A 19,394-nucleotide genomic window follows, 5' to 3' on the forward strand; every position below is an offset into this window, starting at 1 on the left:
CGCAAAGCGGACGTTCAGAACCGACTCGCAAATCCCCGTTTGAGGCCGTCGTACGCCATGCGTATCGGGGCAAATCCAATAGCCGCGCACCTCGACTTCATCAGTTTTACGCCCTCAGTCGGGGTGCTGCAGCGAGTCATTGAAGCCCCCCTCGTCCAGATTCCTGAACAGAAACCAGGACTGTAGAAACTCAATGCAACTGAGTAATTTCGGCGGCGTAAACTGCCGGTTTGGATAGAGCGCATACAGCGTAAGGTCCGGGCGGCCTACCTCTGGCAGCACTTCCACCAGCTTGCCCTGTTCGATGCCCTCCCTGGCCACAAAGCTGGGGAGAAAGCCGATGCCCAGCCCATCCTCAATCACCTGTTTCATGAACAATGTGCTGTTCACCTTTAGGGAGCCTGCGACGGTGATACCCTGATTAAGCGGCCAGAAATTTCCCGACTTGAAATAGCTGTACACAAAGCAGTTATGGGCGGCCAGGTCCTCCACCTCCCGGATGGGCGGGTGGCTTTCAAGATAGCTGGCTGACGCGCACACCTTGTAGGTAAAACTGACCAGTGGTTTGCCCACATAATTCGAATCAAGCATCTGGCTGGACGCCCGGAATCCCAGATCGAAGCCATGCTCGATCAGATCCAGACTTTCGTCTCCCAGCTGTATGTCCAGCTCCACGTCCGGGTATTGTTTCATGTACGCAGAGAACAGTTGGGACAGGTCGGTAATGCCCAACGCCATGGGCGCGTTGATGCGCAATTTACCGCGCGGGTTTTCCTGCATGTGCTGCACGTAGGCGTCTGCGTCGTCTACCTGAACCAGCAATTCCCGGCAGCGTTTCAGGTAGCCCTCGCCGATTGACGTCAGCTGTTGGCCCCGGGTCGAGCGGTGCAGCAGCCTCACCCCCAAGTCCTCTTCCAGTCGTCCGATCTCCTTGCTGATCATCGACGTGGTCACGTTCAGCTCGTTGGCCACGCTGGTGAAGCTACCGGCATCTACCACACGAACGAACATTCGCATTGCCCGCAATTTATCCATAACGATCAGTCTATCAGTTTCCAATTTGTTGAAGGTGTAAGAACATTATTGCCATTTAAGACCCATGAAGAAAGCCCCACACTTTCCCTGCACTCAAGCAATCAACCAACAAGCGAGACTTTATGATGTACACCCTCTATTTCCTTCCAGGCGCTTGCTCACTGGCGACGCAGGCGATTCTTAACGAACTCGACCAGGAGAGCACGCTGGTTCATAAACTGAACGCCGACCACTTTGAAACGCTCAATCCCGCCGGCACCGTGCCCGTGCTGGTGGACGGCGATAAGGTGCTGAACGAAGGCGTGGCGATCATTCTGCATCTGCTCAACAAGCATGAGAACAACCTGATCTCCGAAAGCGGGGACGCACGGCACCGAGCCATCGAAAACATGATGTTTGCCAACGCCACCATGCACCCCGCCTATGGACGACTGTTCTTTGCCCAGGCGAACGTGACGGACCCTGCGGGGAGGCAGCAGATCTTCGGTTTCGCGGCTGTGGCCATCAACAAGCTGTGGCAGGTGGTGGAAGCGAAACTGGAACACGCGCCCTATCTTGGGGGGCACGATATCTCCCCTGCCGACATTCTGCTGGCCGTGTACTCCCGCTGGGGAGACTTCTTCCCCGTGGATATCGTGCTCGGCCCCCACAGCCGCCAGATGGTGGATGCCGTATTGCAGCGCGACAGCATGCAGCGGGCGATTCAGCGGGAACAGGATTACAACTCGGGGGCCGTGGCATAAATGGACACCGAAAAGCCCCAACTGGAAGCCATGGTGAACGAATATTTTCAGGGCCTGCACACGGGCGATACCAACCGACTGGCACCGTTGTTTCACCGGGACTGTGTGCTCAAGGCACCTGACCTGCGGCGCACACTGGATGAATGGCTAGCCGATGTCGCAACGCGACCAATACCCGCGCACATCGGCCACCCGGAGAATTACCGCATCCTCCGGCTGGAACTGGCAGGCAGCCAGGCCATGGTGAAAGTGGCGTGCCCGCTTCCCCACGGCAACTTTATCGACTATCTGGGCTTCCTGAAGGAAGACGGAGTTTGGAAGATCGTCAACAAGATGTATGCGCCAGTCACCACCTAAGTGAATATCTCCAACATGAAGTGCCTGCTGCAAGGCAGGCCATCCAACCAATGAACAAGAGGAATTTCGAATGCCTTATGTCAACATTAAAGTCACCGACGACAACGTATCCGTCGAGCAGAAGCGCCGGTTGATTCAGGGAACAACGCAGCTACTGGTTGATGTTCTGAACAAGAACCCTGACGCCACCCACGTAGTCATTGACGAAGTGTCGACCGACAATTGGGGTGTGAAAGGGGAAACCGTCACCAATCTGCGAAAGCGATAACCAACCATCAGGGGAGCAACACTTATCATGACCACCCTCAGGGAATTACTGAACGTGGACTACCCAGTGATTCAGGCACCGATGGCCGGCGTGCAGGACAGCGCATTGACCATCGCGGTTTCCAAAGCGGGTGGGTTGGGTTCGCTCCCCTGTGGCATGCTCACAGGCGAAAAAATACGCGAAGAAGTCGCCAGTATCCGGGCCGCTACAGACCGGACCTTCAATCTGAATTTCTTCTGCCACATCCAGCCACCGGAAGACCCGGGTAAGGAAGCCGCCTGGCGGCAAAGCCTGCAACCTTACTACGAAGAGCTGGGGCTGGAGGTAAACAAAGACGACGGCGGCGCAAGTCGTCGACCCTTTGATGAGCAGACGGCCGAGTTGGTGGCTGAATTGAAGCCCGAGGTCGTCAGCTTTCATTTCGGCTTACCAGCCCCCGACTTGCTGGCCTACATCAAATCCAACGGTGTGAAGGTGCTGGCCAGTGCCACTACATTGGCCGAAGCCTTGTGGCTGGAGCAGCGAGGTGCAGACGCCATCATCGCCCAGGGCCTGGAAGCTGGGGGGCACCGCGGGCACTTTCTGTCTGACGGCCTTGGCCTGCAAATGGGCACCTTTGCGTTACTTCCCCAAATTGTATCCAAAGTGAAGCTCCCCGTGATTGCAGCAGGCGGTATTGCCTCCGCCGAAGGCGTCAAAGCAGCCATACAACTCGGAGCCGTCGCCGCCCAGGTCGGCACCGCTTACCTGCTATGTACCGAAGCCAAAACCAGCGCCATCCACCGAGACGCCCTCCAGTCCGAGCGAGCTTCCCACACCGAGATCACTAACGTATTTTCCGGCCGCCCAGCGCGAGGCATCGTCAATCGGCTAATGAGAGACCAGGGCGCCATCAGTTCGAGCGTACCTGACTTTCCCAATGCGGCAGCCGCGTTGGCACCTTTAAGATCGGAGGCGGAAAAACTCGGCAAAGGAGACTTTTCGCCACTTTGGGCGGGGCAGAACACGATGGGGTGCGAAGAAATCTCAGCTGGCAAAATGACGTTGAGGTTGGCGAGTGTTCAGTAGTGCTTGCTGTCACATCAATTCCCTTGTGAATATCCTTGTTTTAACTGCACCTCTGATTAGAATTTTCGGCTGGCGCTAAAGCCTCGCCAAGGTCGCAAAGCGGACATTCAGACCAAAGGCCGAAGGGCTCGGCTGGAGCGCATGGTTATAAGTGCTTGATAGCCTCACCGGGTGCCAGGGGCAAAGTTCCAATGTTGAGATGTTTGTAAATCGCCTCAGCTTTTTTGAGGAAGGCTACGTCTTGCGAGATGAGGAGTGAACAACGTGCCCCGCTTTGAACATGCGCTAAATCGTTGTTTGAAGCATTAAACCTGTCCTTTCCCTTTTTCGTGCTTGTAAAATCATCCGCACAGTAGCCAGCCCAGTTTAGAAGAGAATAACAAACAGCAATCTTGTTCTCGGGAGTATCGTCAATATAGTTACGCCAATGGAAATCCGGGTTCGACTCACGAAAAAGCTCTTCTATCAGGCCGATGACATGGGCTGCTGGGCACTCTTCAATTCCCTTGATCTTTTCTAGCTGCCGAAACGGCCTAGGGCCTAACTCCTGGTCATCTGGTACGTCGAGTCCTGGGAGATTCTTCAAATTCGACAATTGATCGCTAATTTGAATTTTTAATGATTCAATCTGATCCTTGTGGATTTCAGTTGTCGATACGCTCTCCATCTGAGCCAAGCTATCCTCCAAGATCGAACGCAAACTTGCTCGAAGCCTTGAGTTTAAATCATGAAACGTTTGGTCTACTGGGAGCCCGCACAATTTTCGATTTATAAGGTCTTGGGCCTCCATGGAAGAATTTATTCCAGCTGCAATGTTTTGAGATTCATTCTCAATAAAGTCATCCCAGACTTTTTCCGGATGATTCCACACGAGCATGTTTGTCACTGGAGTTAAGTAAGCGGCTCCAAGTCCGTGTAGAAGCCTTAGATGTTCCAATCGAAACTTTTCATGAGGAATCTGTTGGACTTCACGCAAGTGAGTCGCTGTGTACAGCACCTTAACGTCTCTGGGAGTGCAAAGAGTTTTGAGAGCACGCAGATCTTCATCATGAGATTCGGAAAGAACTCGCTCTCTCATATCAGATAACACGTTTTGATCCAAATAAACGTAAGGCATAGCAATTATTTATAGCGCTTGCAGCGTACGCGCCCACTGAATGGAGCCAAAGGCGCAATGTAGTGGGCGCTGCCGCGCCTGCACTTGTTATATTTCACTTGGCGTTGGACCCAGATGGCTTGTTGGTCGCCTGGGCATCTATCAAAACCAATTCCTTACCTTCTTTTAGATCCAATTCCTTCATTATTTTTTGAACCCTCGATAGTTCGCTATCGCTGAAGTATAAAATCACTTTAATAGCTTTCTTGGTTTGGTTTGCACCCTTATATACTTCCACCTGCTTTGCCAAATTCTGCTTCAACTTGGAGTTGCCAGCCAGCTTGAATTCTACAAGGGTGCTATCTTTTGACCCTCTTGAAATTTTATAGTCTACTGGCCCCCGCCCATTATTTACTTCAGCATTAACATCATCTTGCGAAGCGTACCATGTAAGCCGAAACATAAGTTGAAGATCCGACTCACGTTTTATCGGCTGGCCATAAGAATAAAAAATCCGATAGCCGTCATTGTTTTCAATAACTTGTTTCAAGTAAACAACTCGATTGTAGGCTTCATCATGTGTGTCATCAGGCGTTTCGTAAAATCTACTTTCGTCCTTTAGCTCCTCAATTAAGCTAGCTACTTGTCGTATAAAAATATTCTCTGTTTCTTTAACCTTTTGCTCACTTAAAGCGACGGCTTGATCTCCGGTGTCTTCCTTCAGCCGAATATAACGGTCAATAAGCTCTGGGAAATTACGTAGTGTCTTAGCTATGGCTTCGTTGATTTCTCGCTGCCTCGCGTCTTCTGGAACCCTGCGAAGAAAATATTCATTCACCTGGGCTCTCAATTCAACGTTGGGGATTGCTGCGATGATGTCATCGAAATCTCCAATGATGTCATGTTTGTTAATCCAAGCTTCATCTTTGGTAAGGATGTCCTTTGGCGTCAATAGGACAAAATCTCCATCTATATAAGGTAGCGTATACTTTTTTGAAACCCAGCGCCGAGTCTTATAATTGAACTCTGCGTGAGGAACCATAACCGACTTGGTTCTAGGAGCCTCCATATATCTATTTGCAAAATCTTGTGTGTATTCGCACAAATATGACTTTATAAGATTCGTTGTGAAATCACTTATACTGTCTTTTCCAACTCCATCTTTAATAAGGCACAATTTTTCTAAGTGACTGCTTTTCGTGATCTTCTCTGAGCCAAAATCACTGAATATATTACTCAAATTCTCATTTAGCGCATTTGCAAAGTCTGGCCCTAGGCCAGAACCACCATTTCCTACCTTACTGAAGCCTAGCCAGTTCTGCTTTACTTCTGGAAATAAAAACCAATGCCTCACTAGACCTCTAGAGATCTCGCCTGCCTCTGACATGTCACGAAGGAACCTAATATATTCTATGATCTCGTCGTGTAATTTTTGATATTCCTCGTTCTCACTATTGAATAGTAAAAACGGGTCTATAAATACGGGCAGGTCATTAATCAAGGAAACATTGAACGCACCATATTCTTCGAGGTCGTCCTTAGAAACTGCGAAATAGTCCGAAAAATAGACGTTCATTTAACTCCTCCTGAGAAATCTAACGCAGAGCACTGCGGGGCCACGAAAGTGGCGTCCAGCGGCCATCGAACGCATACTGATGCGGTTAGTTAGGCAGTTTTTTCATGCTCAACCTTATCAGTTTTGGTTAATTCTTCTGATGCCCTGATAATTTCTGCGGCCTGCGACAGAGCAGCTTTGTCGTCTTGCTCACCTCTAAGTGTATTTTCGAATGCCAAAAGCATGAATGACTCAAGTTCATCAAGCAAATGGTAGTAGGCCTCAGAATCTACTTTTTCTAAGTATTCTTTCTGGTGAGGCAATGCTGAAACAATGACTTTTTTCAAGTTCTTGCTATCGATTATGTCAGGGTAGTCCAAACCCTTTTTAAGCATATGAAGTTTTAGCGCAGCATGACCGAGTATAGCTGTATATGCAGAAAAATAAGCCCAAGCTACCCTAGATATAAATGGACGGCATTTATATGTATCTCTGGTATCCACAGAGCCAGGACCCACATCAGGCCCTATCATCTCGAATACTTCCCTTGCCCGGATATCCTTTGCCGCCATTTTAACAGCACTATCGAATTCTATTATGGATAAGCTTTGAGCAGCATTTTTTACAAAACGTAGATCAACAACTTGAGCCCAGAGTGTTTCAATGGCCTGAACTTGTTTTTCGAATAGCGCAGATCGACGCTGAGAAATCCCGCTCAGGGCTGTTGCTTTTAGTGACTCTAGTTGCCGCTCTTTTGCACGCAAATCAGCTTTTAAAAGATCTTGCTTCGCAGTCAATTCGGCCTTTAAATTGGCGAGCTTTTTGTCGTATTCATAGCGTACAGCGTTAGTTAGCCTTGCCATAATTAAATTACGAGCTAACCACAGGCAGCCTGCCAGAAGCACTGTCGTTGATACCGCAGGAATCCAATCCATCAAGTTCTCCATAAAATGCCTATCGCCCGGCTCGCGCGCCGGTTTGGAGCCGCGAAGCGGCGAATAATCAATCGCTTTGCAGCCGTTTGTTAAGCATTTGCAGACGCCAGTTTGAAATCCTCATCAATTGCTAGGTTGGTGTCTAGCTTAATGCGTTTACACATGTGATTTGGTACTTCATCGCTTAAAGGCTCTATACGAAAAAGGGTTTCGGAACACCAAGATTCCACATCAAGATTTGTAGACATTACACAGTGCGAGATTCCGAGGTCCTTTTCATCGTTTTTGACCGTGACCGTACCCAGAACGGATAGTGTGCCGAATGTCTCATGATGCTCAACAGGGTTTCCTTGCACATCTACGAACTGCACATTGTGTGATATAAAACTTTTTTCAGCAGCGATTTCACAATGTGCTTTTTTATGGCTCCGGATATCAAACTCTGACTGATGGAAGAGCAGAAGCGTGCACAGCGTTATCTTGTCCGATAGAGAAAAGATAACGTCGGGCTCGAATCTTAAGTGATTAGAGCCTAGGACGCCTACGAACTCTTGAATCAGCTGATCTTGAGTAAAAGCGGCATTGCCACTAATGAAGCTCATGACATGCTGAATTGCTTCGAAAGTCTTTTCCGATAGCTTCCCGTCTTTATACTGAGCGATATTTTCCTTTTTATCGCTTTTAAATCCATTCTCTATCCTGCTTTTTAACCGAGAGGCAGTTACGTTAAATCTTTCCTTTAGAACTTCTTCTTCGCACTTCTCAACCTGAAATATCATCAGTCGTTTAATCCAAATCGGAAACGGCTGCGACAAATCAAGTGTCTTTTTAGGTGAATTGTATTCTAGAAAGAACCTCATCCTGAGGTACATGGTTTCAAGAGCTTGATTTGCCAATCCCTTATTCCGATTATCGTTATGAGCTACAAAGTCGGCTATCTCTCTGAAGACCTTGTGACCGGAGGCATAAGCGCGCAACTTCATGAAGATATTATCAATATCGTTTTCATTAAAATCGCCAGCCTCAATCTTATCAATAATCTTTTGGGTTTTGATTTTTTCTGCTGGCTTCACTCCGACACCCTAGTCTGACTGATCCTTTACAGCGATTATGCAGCGCGCTTTGTCATTGCAGAAATTTTACTGCGCCATTATGACTGACTTTGAACCATCAACCACGCTGCACATGAATCCATAAAACAATAGCTTAGCCGAGCACGGACAGCTCTGCCATGTAACAATTCAGCGTTTGCAATTTTCTCTGCCAGTCATACTGGATGAAATGGCTGTGATAGCTTGGGTCTCTGGAGAAAAGCCCTGACTCGAATGTTCGCTTTTGTTTATTGCCAATGTCCCAAGGCTCTCCATTCCCTCTGAACAGAATGGGGAAGTTTCGGATCATGCCGTCCTATTTCTCTTCGGATACTGCGTAAGGGTCACGAAAACGGTACGGATGATTTCCCTGTTTCATAACTTGCTAGAATATCCCGTGAAGTACACATACATTCGCAGACCCAGTAGCATGTCAACAAGCCGTGTGCACCGTACTGCCATGGGCCAGCCAGTGGGCTTCCAGGCGGGTGTGCAGGTCCGAGTTGACCAGCCACAGCTCGCTGAAGCCCAAAGTGCAAAGTGCGCGGGCGGCTGCCCCCACGTTTTCGGGAACCTTCGGTTCAACAAGTACAAAGGCCAGTTGCATGACGTTACCTCCGGCGGTGAGTTTATCTCACGGCGCTGACTCTTTTCACCAACGATGGCAACAGCTGAATGACTGGCTGGTGCAGCATCGTGCCCTGTGGCAACCGGCGCCGTTTACCGACCCGAAACCCGCCTGGATCCGACAATGGCCAGCATTGGCGGAGCGGGTGGCAATGCTGTCTGAGGAGGACTGCCAGCAACTGGACGATGCTCCCGGCAAACTTGCCGGGTTGCTGGAGCAGGAGCTGCCGTCACTGCAGGGTTTTGACGAGTTGACCTCTGTCCCGCCCATGTCGTCTGAATCATCAGATCAGAGTACTCTGCCGGAAGTAAGGGCCACTGATATGCCCGGGCGCAAGCGGCTGCAATCCGGGGCTTTCGCTGCTGCTGTTCAGCCGTTGGCGTACGATGTGCTGGACTGGTGTTGCGGCAAGGGACATCTGGCCAGAACCCTGGCGCCTTTTTGCGATGGCACGGTGACAGGATTCGAGTGGGACCAGGCCCTGGTCGATGACGGTAACCGTCTGGCAGGGAAGTTCGGTGATGCGGTCACTTTGCTCTGCCAGGATGTCATGGCGGAAGAGCTGGTGATGCCGAAGGCCCTCCATGGCGTTGCCCTGCATGCCTGTGGTGATCTGCATCGCAATCTGATGCGCCGGGTGGCAGACACCGGGCAACCACGGCTGAGCTTCTCACCCTGTTGTTACCATCTGACTGCAAAGCCGGACTACCAGCCAATGTCCCGACGGGCCGGGCGTTGGGGAAACACCCTTCAGGTTAGCCGGGATGATTTGCGACTGGCGGTGCGGGAAACCGTTACCGCCCCGCAAAGGGTGCGGGAGCAATCCCGTCAGCTACGCCGCTTGCGGTTGGGTTTTGACGGTCTGCAACGGTTTCTGCGAGGTGTGGATGCCTATTTGCCAGTGCCGTCCCATTCGGCCGGGTTGATGAGTGGTGATTTTGCCGGTTTCTGTCGCTGGGCGGCGATGAAAAAGGGCCTGGATTTGCCAAAGCAAACGGATTTCGGCTATTGGCAACGTCATGGTGAACGGCGCTTTCAGGAGGTGCGCCGCCATGAGCTGGTCCGTCATCTGTTCCGGAGGCCCCTGGAGCTCTGGCTGGTGCTGGACTACGTGTTATTTCTGGAAGAGCAGGGTTACGACGTCCGGCTGGGCACTTTCTGTGAGCGACAGCTGACGCCCCGCAATCTGCTGATTGATGCTGTGAACACCGGGCGCAACCAGGGCGCTCAGGGTTTGCGGTAGACCACGTCCTCCACGCAGCCATCGCGGAAATACACGTAGGTCAGCTCGTAGAGGTTGCCGTAGTATTTGGTCTGGTAGACCCAGGTTTCCTGGGGAGTGGGGTAGGTTTCAGGAGGCCGGCCAAAGGCTTTGCGAACGTGTTCCCTGGTCATGCCTTTTACCACTTGTTCCCGCACCAGGTATCGTCTCAGGTCGGTAGAGTTAATAAAGCGGCAAGTGCCTTCGGCCTGTTGCTGCTCGCGCTTGTCCTGTTCCGTTTCGGTTTTCTCCGGCTTTGGCTCCGGTGGCAGGTTCTGGCCAAAACTGCCGCCGATCCGGTTGTCCCGAATGGTGATTCTCTCCGAGTCTTCCCCGCAGGGCTGGTCAGAAAAGCGGGTCTCGCCGCCGGTGTCGCAACGATAAACCTGGGGCCAGGTCGTAGCGGGGACTGCCAGCATGAGAATACCGATTAGCAGGGTTTGCTTCATATCACTCTCCCCTGGTCTGAAAACCACGCCTCATGCGCCGGCAATGAAAAAAGGCGCCCGAAGGCGCCTTCTCAGTTGGTTGATTCGAACGGACTCAACTCCGACGCTTAGCGGCGAACCTGGATGCGGGCTTCCACCCGGCGGTTCTCGGCGCGGCCCGCTGCAGTGTCGTTGCTGGCAATCGGCTCGGCTTCACCATAGCCAACGGCTTCCACGCGATCAGCACTGATGCCCAGGGCATCGGTCAGACGGGTGGCAACGGCTTCGGCGCGGCGCTGGGACAGGAAGCGGTTGTAGTCCGCTTCGCCCATGCTGTCACTGTGACCGGCGATCTCCACGGTAGTTTCCGGGTATTCGCGCATGAAATCGGCAACACGACGGATTTCATTGTCATAGGCATTGCCGATGACAGAGCTGTTGGTGGGGAACTGCACGTTCAGCTCGATGGTTTCGATCGTCTCGGAAACGCCTTCGCAACCGGTATCATCCACATCAGCGCCGGCAGTGGTGTTCGGGCACTGATCCTGGCTATCGACGACGCCATCGTTATCGCTGTCCAGTTCACAGCCGCGATTGTTCACGCTGGCACCGGCCGGTGTCTCGGGGCATTGGTCCTTGCTGTTGGCAACCCCGTCACCGTCGTTGTCACGCTCGCAGCCGTTATTATCTACGTTGGCGCCGGCCGGGGTACCCTGGCACTGGTCGCGGCTGTCCGGAACGCCGTCGTTGTCGGCATCTGCGGGCTGGGGGCTGGATTCCGATACGGTGCGATTGAAAGCAAAGCTCAGGCCGAGGGATGCCTGAGTATCAAAGGTGCTCTCGTCGATACCGTGGAATTCACGCAGTTCGGCACGGATCGATACGTTGTCACTGACGTTGTAGCGGAAACCGGCACCCACGTTTACGCGGGTCTCCTGGTGGTCGGATCCGGCGGTCTGGTCCATCAGCACGTCGTCGCCGAAGTCAGCGTGGCCGGCACCGGCCGATACATAGGGATTCCAGGCCTGATCCTGCCCGGCGAAGTAGTAGATGCCGTCGAGCCGGTATTCGTTGAAGTCGCTGTTGCCGTCCACATACTTGCGATCAGCGTCGGCATTGGAGTAAACCGCCTCAACGGCCCAGTTAGGGTGGAAGCGGTATTCCGCGCCTATGCCGAAAGTGGCGGTTTCGCTGAGATCCCGTTTGTCATCAAACAGTTGAAATCCTACGAAGGGGTTCAGGTAGATGGTCTCTTCGCGATCGGCAAGGGCCGGGGTGGCAAGGGATGCGGTCAGGACCGCAATGGTCAATGGACGCATGATGTTCATGCAGAACCTCCTGTTCGATTATCGTTATGGCGTAAATTCGGGTGCGATTCTCTCGTAAAGCACTGTAAATGCCTAATTACGCGAAAGTTACGTGACAGGATCAGGAATAACAAAGAAAGAGTGCCAATGAGGGGTCGGCAATTGTACTCAGGCCCCTGATGACAAGGTGGTGAAATACAGGTGGGCGCTTTTTTTGCTGAAATTCAGGGTGTCGCCGTTATCAAAGCGGACTTCGAATGAACGGTCGTCTTCGCCAACAACCGAGCCGGCGCCGAAAATGGCGTGGTTGAGGCGGGGTTTAGCCCACAACGGCGCTGTCTGATCGTCCGGGGTTTCGCGGCTACCGTTCAGGGTCACGGCTTCACGGGAAGCATAGCGACTACCGGTGGCTGTCACGGGTGCGGTCGTTGTCATGGTATTCTCTGCGTCGGCATTTCGGTTATCCAGCCACAGTCCGAATTCCTGCGACAGGGGAAAGCAGAGCTCGTCCACGAACCGGCTGGGGCCCTGGTCGCCGTCCAGGTGCCGTTTCTCGCCGAAGGGGCGGGTGATCAGGTGAAGCTGTTCCCGGGTGCGGGTCATGGCGACATAGAGCAGCCGGCGCTCACTTTCCAGAAAGGCTTTGGGATCGTCCTGGGCCCGGGGGGAGTAGGGCAGGTACTTCTCCTGCAACCCGGGCAGGATAACGGTCGACCACTCCAGCCCTTTGGTACGGTGAATGGTGGATAGCAGGGCGCCGCCGCGACTATTCTCCCCCGCCTGCTTCTTCAGATCTTTCAGGTGCTCAAGCGCCCCCTCGATGCTGACATCCAGCCCTGCCAGGTACAGCCGGAAGCCACGAACGGTCTCGATACGCTCGTCGGCGGTTTCATGGGTGAGTGCGAGGCTACGGATACCCTCGTAGAGCTCGGTTTCATCCGCATAACGGGTAATCACATCCGCCACTGAGCCTTTGATGTTGCCCAGTTGTGCCAGTGTCTCGCCCAGTTTGCGGAGTTTTTTGGCGGCCATGGGAGCCAGGGCGTCGAAGTCCATGGCCAGCAGCCGCTCATGCCAGCCGTCGCCAAATCCTGCCAGAAAACGCGCCAGTTGCTCCAGTTCTGGCTCCTTCAGACCCACATGGGGGAATCGAAGCAGCTGCCGGGCAATATCGAGCCGGTCATCGTCCGGCAGGTTGCGAATACGCCCGGACACCACCATCAGCAGGCTGGTGATGGACTGGACCTCGCGGCTGAACAGTGCGCCCTTGCCGGCGTCGATGCGATAGGGCACCTGCCGCGCCAGCAGTTTCAGTTCAATAGGCACGCTCTGGCTCCACACCCGGAACAGGATGGCGGTGTTGCCGAGGGCTGTTTCGTCCATGGGCTGGAGCAGCTCGAGAACAACGTCGCTGTCGTTTTCCTGCTGGTGCAGGGTGATCCCGGTCGGTGGCGTGGACGGGTGGGAATGACACAGCACATCCTTGCGCCCGGTGTTGTGGCAGATCAGGTGGTTGGCCAGCAACGCTACCTGGTGGCCATAGCGAAAGGTGTAACTCAGGGTCTGTTCCAGCGGGCTTTCGAATTCTTCGCTGAAGCGCCTGAGGATAAAGTCGGGTTTGGCGCCGCGGAACTCGTAGATAGTCTGGTCCGGGTCGCCCACCACGGTTACCCGGGCCCGGTCGCCCGCTACGTATCGCAGCAGCAGGTGCTGGATCTCGTTGGTGTCCTGGTACTCATCCACCAGGATCAGGTCCATCTTGTTACCCACTAACCGCTGCAGCGGCGGGTTCTGGTGGATGGCCATCACCGGCTCGTAGAGCATGTCGGCGTAGCTGATCCGGCTCTGGGACTTGCGCCACTGTTCGAAGCTGTGGAACAGGTCGATCAGGTAACGGTGCTTGTCGGAATAGCCCAGCTCTTCGAATACGATTTCCACTGGGGACAGAGTGGTTTTGACCAGATCGATGAAGTTGATTGCGGTTTCGACAAAGTCTTTCTTGTTGCGGCGAATTTCGTCCGCCAGGTCTTCCGGCGCCAGCCGGCGGGTGAGTTGCCAGGCCTGATAGCTGATTTCCTGGTCGGTGAGGATCTTGTCGGAGAACCCGGGCAGGAAACCTTCCCGCACAAAGCGTTTGTAGAGTCGCAGTCCCATGGCGTGGTAGGTGCGAATTTCCGGCAGGGCTAGGCCGGTGTCGCGGCTGACGTCCCGCAGCTTGCGTTCGAAATCCACCCTTGCGCTGCGGTTAAACATCAGTACCAGCATCCGGTTCGGGTCGTGCCCCTGTTCCAGCAGGTAACGGATGCGCCAGGCCAGCGTTGACGTTTTCCCGCTGCCTGCAACGGCGGTTATCACCACATGCTCGAAACCTGCGGTGATAATGGCCCGTTGCTCGTCGGTGAGGTAATCCGGTAGCTCGGTCATGGTCTGCGTTTGGTGTGGGGTCGGCATGGGCGGTATTGTACCCGGCGGCTGGTAGTGCTGATATGGGTGCCGCATAATCCCTCTGGTTTTATGCTTTGTATCCGGGAGATATCGCTTATCGGGTGCAGGAGGGTTTGGATGGTCTCTTCCAAAACACGCTCAAGCACGTCCCTGTGGCGCTTGAGCTCCGCCATCCATGGCTCCGCACAGTTTTGGAAGAGACCATCCAAACCCTCACTCTGAATTAGGAGAATGATGTTATGGCTACAACTGCTGAAGCAGTGAATGTATTGGGCGAAGCCCTTGAGGTGTGTGGTACGGATCCGGAAACCGGATTTTATCGCGATGGATGTTGTAACACCGGACCGGATGACTTGGGCGCTCATGTGGTTTGCACTGTTGTTACCGATGACTTTCTCGAGTTTTCCAGTGCGAAGGGCAATGATCTCAGTACCCCACGGCCGGAGTTTGGTTTTCCCGGGTTGAAAGAAGGCGATTCCTGGTGCCTGTGTGCGTCCCGTTGGCAGGAGGCGTTTGAGGCCGATTGTGCGCCACGGGTTAAATTGAGAGCGACCCACCGTTCGGCGCTCAAGTATTCCAAACTGGAAGATCTCAAGCGTCATTCTGTGGATTTGAGCTGAATGGATGGCGCAGAGAGCCTGCATGAACAAGCCTGACCTGCTCCAGTGGCAAAAGCTGCAAGCCGAGCTTCGTGCAGCCGGGCATCGGCGGCTGGTGGTTGTCGAGGGTGATCGTGATGCCTCTCTTGCGTGGTTGGGTTCGCTCCTTCCTGTCTTGACGGTTACGCCAGGGGTCTGGACCGGGCCGGTTGAGGATCAGCCCGAACCCTCGCTGACATCCATAAAACCGGTCGACGGACGCCGCTGGCTGGGGCAGGAGTTGGCCTGTGTGGTCTGGGATGGCTGGCAGGGCAATCCACCGGACAGTTTTGCGGCGTTGTCAGGAACATTGTCCGCTGGCGGGTTGTTTTTCTGGCTGATGCCGCCGCTCGCGGAGTGGGGCAGTTTTGAAGATCCGGATTATCGGCGTACCGGGCTGGATGGAGCTGCCGGGCATCCGTTTGCTGCCCGTCTTGCCCGTATTGTGGCCGGGGATTCTGATGTTATTCGTGTTAATCCGTCGGTAAATCCGCAGCCGCGTTTACCGGAGATTCCTGTTGCGGGTGAGGCCTTTCAGGTGGGTGCCACGGCAGACCAGTGTGCACTTGTGGAAGATCTTGTCCGGACGGGGCTGGGCCGGCGTCGGCGGCCGCTGGTGGTGACGGCCGACCGGGGGCGGGGCAAGTCGGCGGCACTGGGGATGGCGGCGGTTCGTCTGTTGCAGGAGGGGCGGCAGCGGGTGGTGGTGACGGCCCCGGAACAGGGTGCCGTGAAGACGCTTTTCCATCATGCCCGCATTGCTGCCGGGCAGGCGTCAGGACCGGAGATGGGCACGGAGGATGTAGCGGTCGGCGATCAGGGCCGGCTGCAGTATTGGTCCCTGGAGCGGCTGCTTGCCGAGCAGCCGGATGCCGAAGTGGTGATGGTGGATGAAGCCGCCGGAATTCCGGCAGACCTGTTGAAGCAGGTATTGCTGGGTTGGCCAAGGGTGATCTTTTCCACCACCGTGCATGGTTACGAAGGTTCAGGCCGGGGCTTTGCCATTCGCTTTCGTTCGGTGCTGGATACCGAAACGCCGCATTGGCGCGGAGCCTCGCTCACGGCACCGATCCGGTGGTCGACGTCTGACCCCCTGGAGCCATTGACCCGGCAGATGTTTCTGCTGGATGCAGAGGCACCAGCTGCGGAGGGTGATAGTTCCGGTGTGGTGGTAGAACGCTGGAACCCCGCCATAGCCGGGGATCAGGAGCTGAAGGAAGCTTTTGGTTTGCTGGTGGACGCCCATTACCGCACGTCGCCCGGTGATCTGCGCCAATGGATGGATGATCCGGCGGCGGTGAGCTGGCGCCTGACTTGCAACGGGGTCTTGGTCGGTGTGCTGTGGGCAACGGCAGAAGGTGGCCTGGAGTCGGAGCTGGCCGAGCAGGTGATGATGGGCAAGCGTCGCTTGCGGGGGCATCTGTTGCCCCAGTCGCTGGCGACTCACAGCGGGTTTGCTGAAGCAGCGAGCCAGCGTCTGCTGCGGGTAGTCCGGGTTGCCGTGAGTGCGGATGTACGCCACCGGGGGCTGGGGCAGAAGCTGGTGGCGGCGGCGCGGGACCACGCCCGAAGTGGGGGGCTGGATGCTATTGGTACCAGTTTTGGTGGCAACGCCGGGCTGGTCTCCTTCTGGCAGCAGTGTGGGCTGGAGCCTGTGCGCCTGGGCCTGAAACGGGAGGCCAGCAGTGGCGAGTATCCGATGCAGATGCTCAGCGGGGTGTCTTCCGATGGCACGGCGCTGGCCCGTCATTTGCGCATCAGGTTGGCGGAACACTGGCTCATCCTGTTGCCTCGGAACTGGTCTGACCTGGAGCCGGGCCTGGCTCTGCAATTGACTGGCGGTCTGCCGCCGGTTGGTCCCCTCAACGAGGACGACCGCAGAGATCTGCGCAGTTTTGCCGAGGGCTACCGGGGCTTTGATCTTGCAGTGCCAGTGCTGGCAAAGCTGTCAATGCAGCCGGAGGTCATCGGACTGGTTCTGGCTTCAGGGTCACAGTCCCTGTGGGCGAGAGCAGTGCTTCAGGGCTGGTCATGGCAAGGTTTACAGGTGACGAAAGACTGTCTGGGCCGGGAGCAGGGAGAAACCGCCTTGCGTAAGGTGGTTCATAATATTCTGCAAAACCGGCCCGACTTGTGAACAGCTCGATTTAATTCCGCCCGGTTACTGACCAGAATACCTGCAAAAATGCATCAACAGAGACCCAATCATCATGGCCCAGGGAACCGGCTTCATCCTTCCGAAACTCCTGCTTTTGCTGCTCGCCAGTCTGCTTGTTACTGCCTGCGCTTCGGGTGGCGACCCTTCCAATCTTGAACAGCGACAGTCCTCAGTGGCCGATACGCCGCTAATGGCCGCTGTCAGCAGCGGTGATCTCGATAAAGTGGAGTCCCTGGCCTCATCGGGCGCATCGCTGAATACGCTGACTGAACAAGGCACGCCTCTGGCCGCTGCGGTGAAAGCGGGCGAAGACCGCATTGCCCTGTTCCTGCTCAGCGAAGGGGCTGACCCGGATCGCGCATCGGCAGATGGTGTGACGCCGCTGATGGTTGCGGCGGAAGAGGGGCACCGCCGTCTGGTCCGCCTGCTGTTGTCTGCCGGCGCCAGGGTGAATGCCAGGGACAGCGAAGGCACAACGCCGGTAATCCGGGCAGCGCGCAACGGACATTTGTCAGTGGTCAAGGTATTGCTGGCGGCCGGAGCCAACGTTAATGTCAGCCAGGGTGGGCGTTCATTGCTGATGCATATTGTGGAAGGCGGGGACTTGCTGACCGCCGAGATGCTGCTGGCCGCCGGTGCCGATGTGAATTACCGGGGCACGAACGGAACAACCGCGCTGGATCTCGCCCGGGCCAGCAACAACCGGGATCTGGAAATGCTGCTGATCCAGGCCGGCGCTGAAATCTGACGGCTGGTTCTTTCAGTCCAGATTCATGGGGTCGTTGCTGTCGTCCAGCTCTGGCAGGAAGTGTTCCTCGACAACACTTTCAGGCACGTCGGCCACCGTCTTGAACGACCATTGGGGCGAATTGTCCTTTTCGATCAGCCTGGCCCTGATACCTTCCCGCAAGTCCGGCCGCAGGGTGCACCGGCTAGCCATGGTCAGCTCCATTCTGAAAATGTCTTTCAGGGACATCTGTTGCGCCTTTTTGAGCTGGGTCCACACCAGCCAGGCTGTGACCGGGCAGCCACCACGGAGATTGTCCATGCAGGCTTTCCACCAGTCACTGTCGACATCCGCAGCCAACAGATTCTCAACGATCGCCGGTAACTCGTCGCCGGCGCTGAGTCTGGCGATGCTCTGTTCATGGCGGGCCAGTTCGCTGGCTGGCAAGGCGCGGTAGTCCGGATGCTCCAGCTGTTTGATCAGACGGAACAGGCGGTTGTCGTCAGCGGCGGACTCACCGGTCCAGCGCTCATCCTGCAGGCGGGCAATCAGCGAATCGATCTGCTCGGGGAGAATGGCCATGTCCGCAAGCCCCACTCTCAGGGCATCCGTGGCATTCAGCCGGGCGCCGGTCAGACCCATAAAAAGTCCGAGCCGGCCGGGCAAGCGGTTGAGAAACCAGCTGGCGGCGACGTCGGGAAACAGGCCAATGGAGATTTCGGGCATCGCCATTTTGATATCAGGAGTAATGACCCGGTAGCGGGAGGCGGAAAGAATACCCATGCCTCCACCCATAACGGCGCCGTGGGCAAGGGTGATGACAGGCTTGGGATAGCGGTGAATGGTGTAGTCCATTCGATACTCCCGGGCGAAATAGCCTGCCGCCACGTTGTTGTCTTTCGTGCCGGACAGCTCTCCAAAGAGTTCGCGTATATCCCCACCGGCGCAAAACGCGCGGTCGCCTGCACCCCGGAAGATGACCATGCAGATATGGCTGGCCTCGGCCCACTGGTCCAGCGTAGCCTGGATCTCACGAATCATTGAGCCCGAAAGCGCATTCAGGCTGCCGGGAGCGTCCAGAGTAATCTGGCCAATGGTGCCTTCCCGGCATTCAAGTTCCTGGACCTGGATGGGCATGGTCACTTCTCCGCTGAAAAATACGTTGGCGTGTATGGCGTGATGCTACGTATCTGAGTAAGGTGCATTGATTTATCGCATTTGAGCTTTGTATTGTCTGTGCTATAAGTTTGACCAAAGATTTCACCCTTCAGATAACTGTCGGGTTCTATAACGATGAGAGGGTAAAACCAATGAATCTGAAATACCACACCATTGCTGTTCTGTTTACTCTGGGCGCGGCAGTTCCTGCTGTTGCAACGGCTGCCGATGCCGAGGCAGGCAAGGCCAAAGCGGCTGTGTGCGCTGCCTGTCATGGCAAGGATGGCATCGCAGCCATTCCCGGTTACCCGAACCTGGCGGGGCAGAACGAGCAATACCTTGTGTCTGCGCTCAAGGCCTATAAGAACAAACAGCGCAGCGGTGGGCAGTCTGCGGTAATGCAGGGTCAGGCAATGGGCCTCAGTGATGAAGACATTGCCAATCTTGCAGCCTACTACGCAAGCCTGCCGGCAGACGGCGGGAAATAATCCCCGCC

The 19,394-nt window shown here is 54.9% G+C and carries 19 protein-coding genes; 9 read left to right on the forward strand and 10 right to left on the reverse strand.

Annotated features, from left to right (window positions below; all coding sequences use genetic code 11):
- Window positions 1-114 precede the first annotated feature (114 nt).
- Window positions 115-1,035 carry a LysR family transcriptional regulator gene (locus tag QPL94_RS04110; protein ID WP_285355701.1) on the reverse strand — a complete coding sequence of 307 codons (921 nt, stop codon included), beginning with the start codon at window positions 1,033-1,035 and terminating at the stop codon, window positions 115-117.
- A 122-nt stretch (window positions 1,036-1,157) separates the two neighbouring features.
- Here QPL94_RS04110 and QPL94_RS04115 point away from each other — a divergent pair, with 122 nt between their 5' ends.
- From QPL94_RS04115 to QPL94_RS04130, 4 genes are all read left to right on the forward strand, one after another.
- On the forward strand, window positions 1,158-1,778 hold the full coding sequence (locus QPL94_RS04115; RefSeq protein WP_285355702.1) for a glutathione S-transferase family protein: 621 nt from the start codon (window positions 1,158-1,160) through the stop codon (window positions 1,776-1,778).
- Window positions 1,779-2,135 carry a nuclear transport factor 2 family protein gene (locus QPL94_RS04120; protein ID WP_285355703.1) on the forward strand — a complete coding sequence of 119 codons (357 nt, stop codon included), beginning with the start codon at window positions 1,779-1,781 and terminating at the stop codon, window positions 2,133-2,135.
- A 70-nt stretch (window positions 2,136-2,205) separates the two neighbouring features.
- Window positions 2,206-2,403 carry a tautomerase family protein gene (locus QPL94_RS04125; protein ID WP_285355705.1) on the forward strand — a complete coding sequence of 66 codons (198 nt, stop codon included), beginning with the start codon at window positions 2,206-2,208 and terminating at the stop codon, window positions 2,401-2,403.
- Between the two features lie 27 nt (window positions 2,404-2,430).
- Window positions 2,431-3,471, forward strand: a complete 1,041-nt coding sequence (locus QPL94_RS04130; protein ID WP_285355706.1) for an NAD(P)H-dependent flavin oxidoreductase — start codon at window positions 2,431-2,433, stop codon at window positions 3,469-3,471.
- Window positions 3,472-3,616: 145 nt separating this feature from the next.
- Here QPL94_RS04130 and QPL94_RS04135 read toward each other — a convergent pair whose 3' ends face one another.
- The 5 genes from QPL94_RS04135 to QPL94_RS04155 form a co-directional block, all read right to left on the reverse strand.
- Complete coding sequence (locus QPL94_RS04135) at window positions 3,617-4,561, reverse strand: hypothetical protein (RefSeq protein WP_285355707.1); 945 nt, start codon at window positions 4,559-4,561, stop codon at window positions 3,617-3,619.
- A gap of 121 nt (window positions 4,562-4,682) precedes the next feature.
- Window positions 4,683-6,143 (reverse strand): DUF8370 family protein, encoded by a 1,461-nt coding sequence (locus tag QPL94_RS04140; RefSeq protein WP_285355708.1) that lies wholly within the window; start codon window positions 6,141-6,143, stop codon window positions 4,683-4,685.
- Between the two features lie 89 nt (window positions 6,144-6,232).
- Window positions 6,233-7,057, reverse strand: coding sequence for a hypothetical protein (locus QPL94_RS04145; protein WP_285355710.1), 825 nt, complete (start codon window positions 7,055-7,057; stop codon window positions 6,233-6,235).
- A gap of 89 nt (window positions 7,058-7,146) precedes the next feature.
- Window positions 7,147-8,130: a hypothetical protein gene (locus QPL94_RS04150; protein WP_285355711.1), complete on the reverse strand. Its 984-nt coding sequence runs from the start codon at window positions 8,128-8,130 to the stop codon at window positions 7,147-7,149.
- A 451-nt stretch (window positions 8,131-8,581) separates the two neighbouring features.
- Entirely contained in the window at window positions 8,582-8,755 is a 174-nt protein-coding gene (locus QPL94_RS04155; RefSeq protein ID WP_285355713.1) for an RNA methyltransferase, read from the reverse strand.
- On the opposite strand from QPL94_RS04155, the gene QPL94_RS04160 reads away from it, so the two are divergent.
- Window positions 8,754-10,019 carry a methyltransferase gene (locus QPL94_RS04160; RefSeq protein ID WP_285355714.1) on the forward strand — a complete coding sequence of 422 codons (1,266 nt, stop codon included), beginning with the start codon at window positions 8,754-8,756 and terminating at the stop codon, window positions 10,017-10,019. The two genes, QPL94_RS04155 and QPL94_RS04160, sit on opposite strands and share 2 nt — an antisense overlap.
- On the opposite strand, the gene QPL94_RS04165 is transcribed toward QPL94_RS04160, so the two are convergent.
- From QPL94_RS04165 to QPL94_RS04175, 3 genes are all read right to left on the reverse strand, one after another.
- Window positions 10,004-10,486 carry a hypothetical protein gene (locus QPL94_RS04165; protein ID WP_285355715.1) on the reverse strand — a complete coding sequence of 161 codons (483 nt, stop codon included), beginning with the start codon at window positions 10,484-10,486 and terminating at the stop codon, window positions 10,004-10,006. The two genes, QPL94_RS04160 and QPL94_RS04165, sit on opposite strands and share 16 nt — an antisense overlap.
- Before the next feature lie 107 nt (window positions 10,487-10,593).
- Entirely contained in the window at window positions 10,594-11,793 is a 1,200-nt protein-coding gene (locus QPL94_RS04170) for an OmpA family protein (protein ID WP_285355716.1), read from the reverse strand.
- A 147-nt stretch (window positions 11,794-11,940) separates the two neighbouring features.
- The gene (locus QPL94_RS04175) at window positions 11,941-14,271 is read right to left on the reverse strand and encodes an ATP-dependent helicase (protein WP_502881507.1); all 2,331 of its coding nucleotides are present in this window, start codon (window positions 14,269-14,271) and stop codon (window positions 11,941-11,943) included.
- A 185-nt stretch (window positions 14,272-14,456) separates the two neighbouring features.
- Here QPL94_RS04175 and QPL94_RS04180 point away from each other — a divergent pair, with 185 nt between their 5' ends.
- The 3 genes from QPL94_RS04180 (at window position 14,457) to QPL94_RS04190 (ending at window position 17,761) form a co-directional block, all read left to right on the forward strand.
- Window positions 14,457-14,837 (forward strand): DUF2237 family protein, encoded by a 381-nt coding sequence (locus tag QPL94_RS04180; RefSeq protein WP_285355718.1) that lies wholly within the window; start codon window positions 14,457-14,459, stop codon window positions 14,835-14,837.
- 22 nt (window positions 14,838-14,859) lie between these two features.
- Entirely contained in the window at window positions 14,860-16,992 is a 2,133-nt protein-coding gene (locus QPL94_RS04185; protein WP_285355719.1) for a tRNA(Met) cytidine acetyltransferase TmcA, read from the forward strand.
- Window positions 16,993-17,065: 73 nt separating this feature from the next.
- Window positions 17,066-17,761, forward strand: coding sequence for an ankyrin repeat domain-containing protein (locus QPL94_RS04190; RefSeq protein WP_285355720.1), 696 nt, complete (start codon window positions 17,066-17,068; stop codon window positions 17,759-17,761).
- 12 nt (window positions 17,762-17,773) lie between these two features.
- Here QPL94_RS04190 and QPL94_RS04195 read toward each other — a convergent pair whose 3' ends face one another.
- Window positions 17,774-18,877: an enoyl-CoA hydratase/isomerase family protein gene (locus QPL94_RS04195; protein WP_285355721.1), complete on the reverse strand. Its 1,104-nt coding sequence runs from the start codon at window positions 18,875-18,877 to the stop codon at window positions 17,774-17,776.
- A gap of 173 nt (window positions 18,878-19,050) precedes the next feature.
- Here QPL94_RS04195 and QPL94_RS04200 point away from each other — a divergent pair, with 173 nt between their 5' ends.
- Window positions 19,051-19,386, forward strand: a complete 336-nt coding sequence (locus QPL94_RS04200) for a c-type cytochrome (RefSeq protein WP_285355722.1) — start codon at window positions 19,051-19,053, stop codon at window positions 19,384-19,386.
- Window positions 19,387-19,394: the final 8 nt, after the last annotated feature.

It is taken from the genome of Marinobacter sp. SS13-12 (assembly GCF_030227115.1).
Taxonomy (GTDB): Bacteria; Pseudomonadota; Gammaproteobacteria; order Pseudomonadales; family Oleiphilaceae; genus Marinobacter.

Excerpts from the sequence above, each read along its gene's own strand:
- QPL94_RS04110 (WP_285355701.1), bottom strand. The coding sequence starts at position 1,035 with ATGGATAAATTGCGGGCAATGCGAATGTTCGTTCGTGTGGTAGATGCC.
- QPL94_RS04115 (WP_285355702.1), top strand. The coding sequence starts at position 1,158 with ATGATGTACACCCTCTATTTCCTTCCAGGCGCTTGCTCACTGGCGACG.
- QPL94_RS04120 (WP_285355703.1), top strand. The coding sequence starts at position 1,779 with ATGGACACCGAAAAGCCCCAACTGGAAGCCATGGTGAACGAATATTTT.
- QPL94_RS04125 (WP_285355705.1), top strand. The coding sequence starts at position 2,206 with ATGCCTTATGTCAACATTAAAGTCACCGACGACAACGTATCCGTCGAG.
- QPL94_RS04130 (WP_285355706.1), top strand. The coding sequence starts at position 2,431 with ATGACCACCCTCAGGGAATTACTGAACGTGGACTACCCAGTGATTCAG.
- QPL94_RS04140 (WP_285355708.1), bottom strand. The coding sequence starts at position 6,143 with ATGAACGTCTATTTTTCGGACTATTTCGCAGTTTCTAAGGACGACCTC.
- QPL94_RS04145 (WP_285355710.1), bottom strand. The coding sequence starts at position 7,057 with ATGGATTGGATTCCTGCGGTATCAACGACAGTGCTTCTGGCAGGCTGC.
- QPL94_RS04160 (WP_285355714.1), top strand. The coding sequence starts at position 8,754 with ATGACGTTACCTCCGGCGGTGAGTTTATCTCACGGCGCTGACTCTTTT.
- QPL94_RS04155 (WP_285355713.1), bottom strand. The coding sequence starts at position 8,755 with ATGCAACTGGCCTTTGTACTTGTTGAACCGAAGGTTCCCGAAAACGTG.
- QPL94_RS04165 (WP_285355715.1), bottom strand. The coding sequence starts at position 10,486 with ATGAAGCAAACCCTGCTAATCGGTATTCTCATGCTGGCAGTCCCCGCT.
- QPL94_RS04170 (WP_285355716.1), bottom strand. The coding sequence starts at position 11,793 with ATGAACATCATGCGTCCATTGACCATTGCGGTCCTGACCGCATCCCTT.
- QPL94_RS04175 (WP_502881507.1), bottom strand. The coding sequence starts at position 14,271 with ATGCGGCACCCATATCAGCACTACCAGCCGCCGGGTACAATACCGCCC.
- QPL94_RS04180 (WP_285355718.1), top strand. The coding sequence starts at position 14,457 with ATGGCTACAACTGCTGAAGCAGTGAATGTATTGGGCGAAGCCCTTGAG.
- QPL94_RS04185 (WP_285355719.1), top strand. The coding sequence starts at position 14,860 with ATGAACAAGCCTGACCTGCTCCAGTGGCAAAAGCTGCAAGCCGAGCTT.
- QPL94_RS04190 (WP_285355720.1), top strand. The coding sequence starts at position 17,066 with ATGGCCCAGGGAACCGGCTTCATCCTTCCGAAACTCCTGCTTTTGCTG.
- QPL94_RS04195 (WP_285355721.1), bottom strand. The coding sequence starts at position 18,877 with ATGCCCATCCAGGTCCAGGAACTTGAATGCCGGGAAGGCACCATTGGC.
- QPL94_RS04200 (WP_285355722.1), top strand. The coding sequence starts at position 19,051 with ATGAATCTGAAATACCACACCATTGCTGTTCTGTTTACTCTGGGCGCG.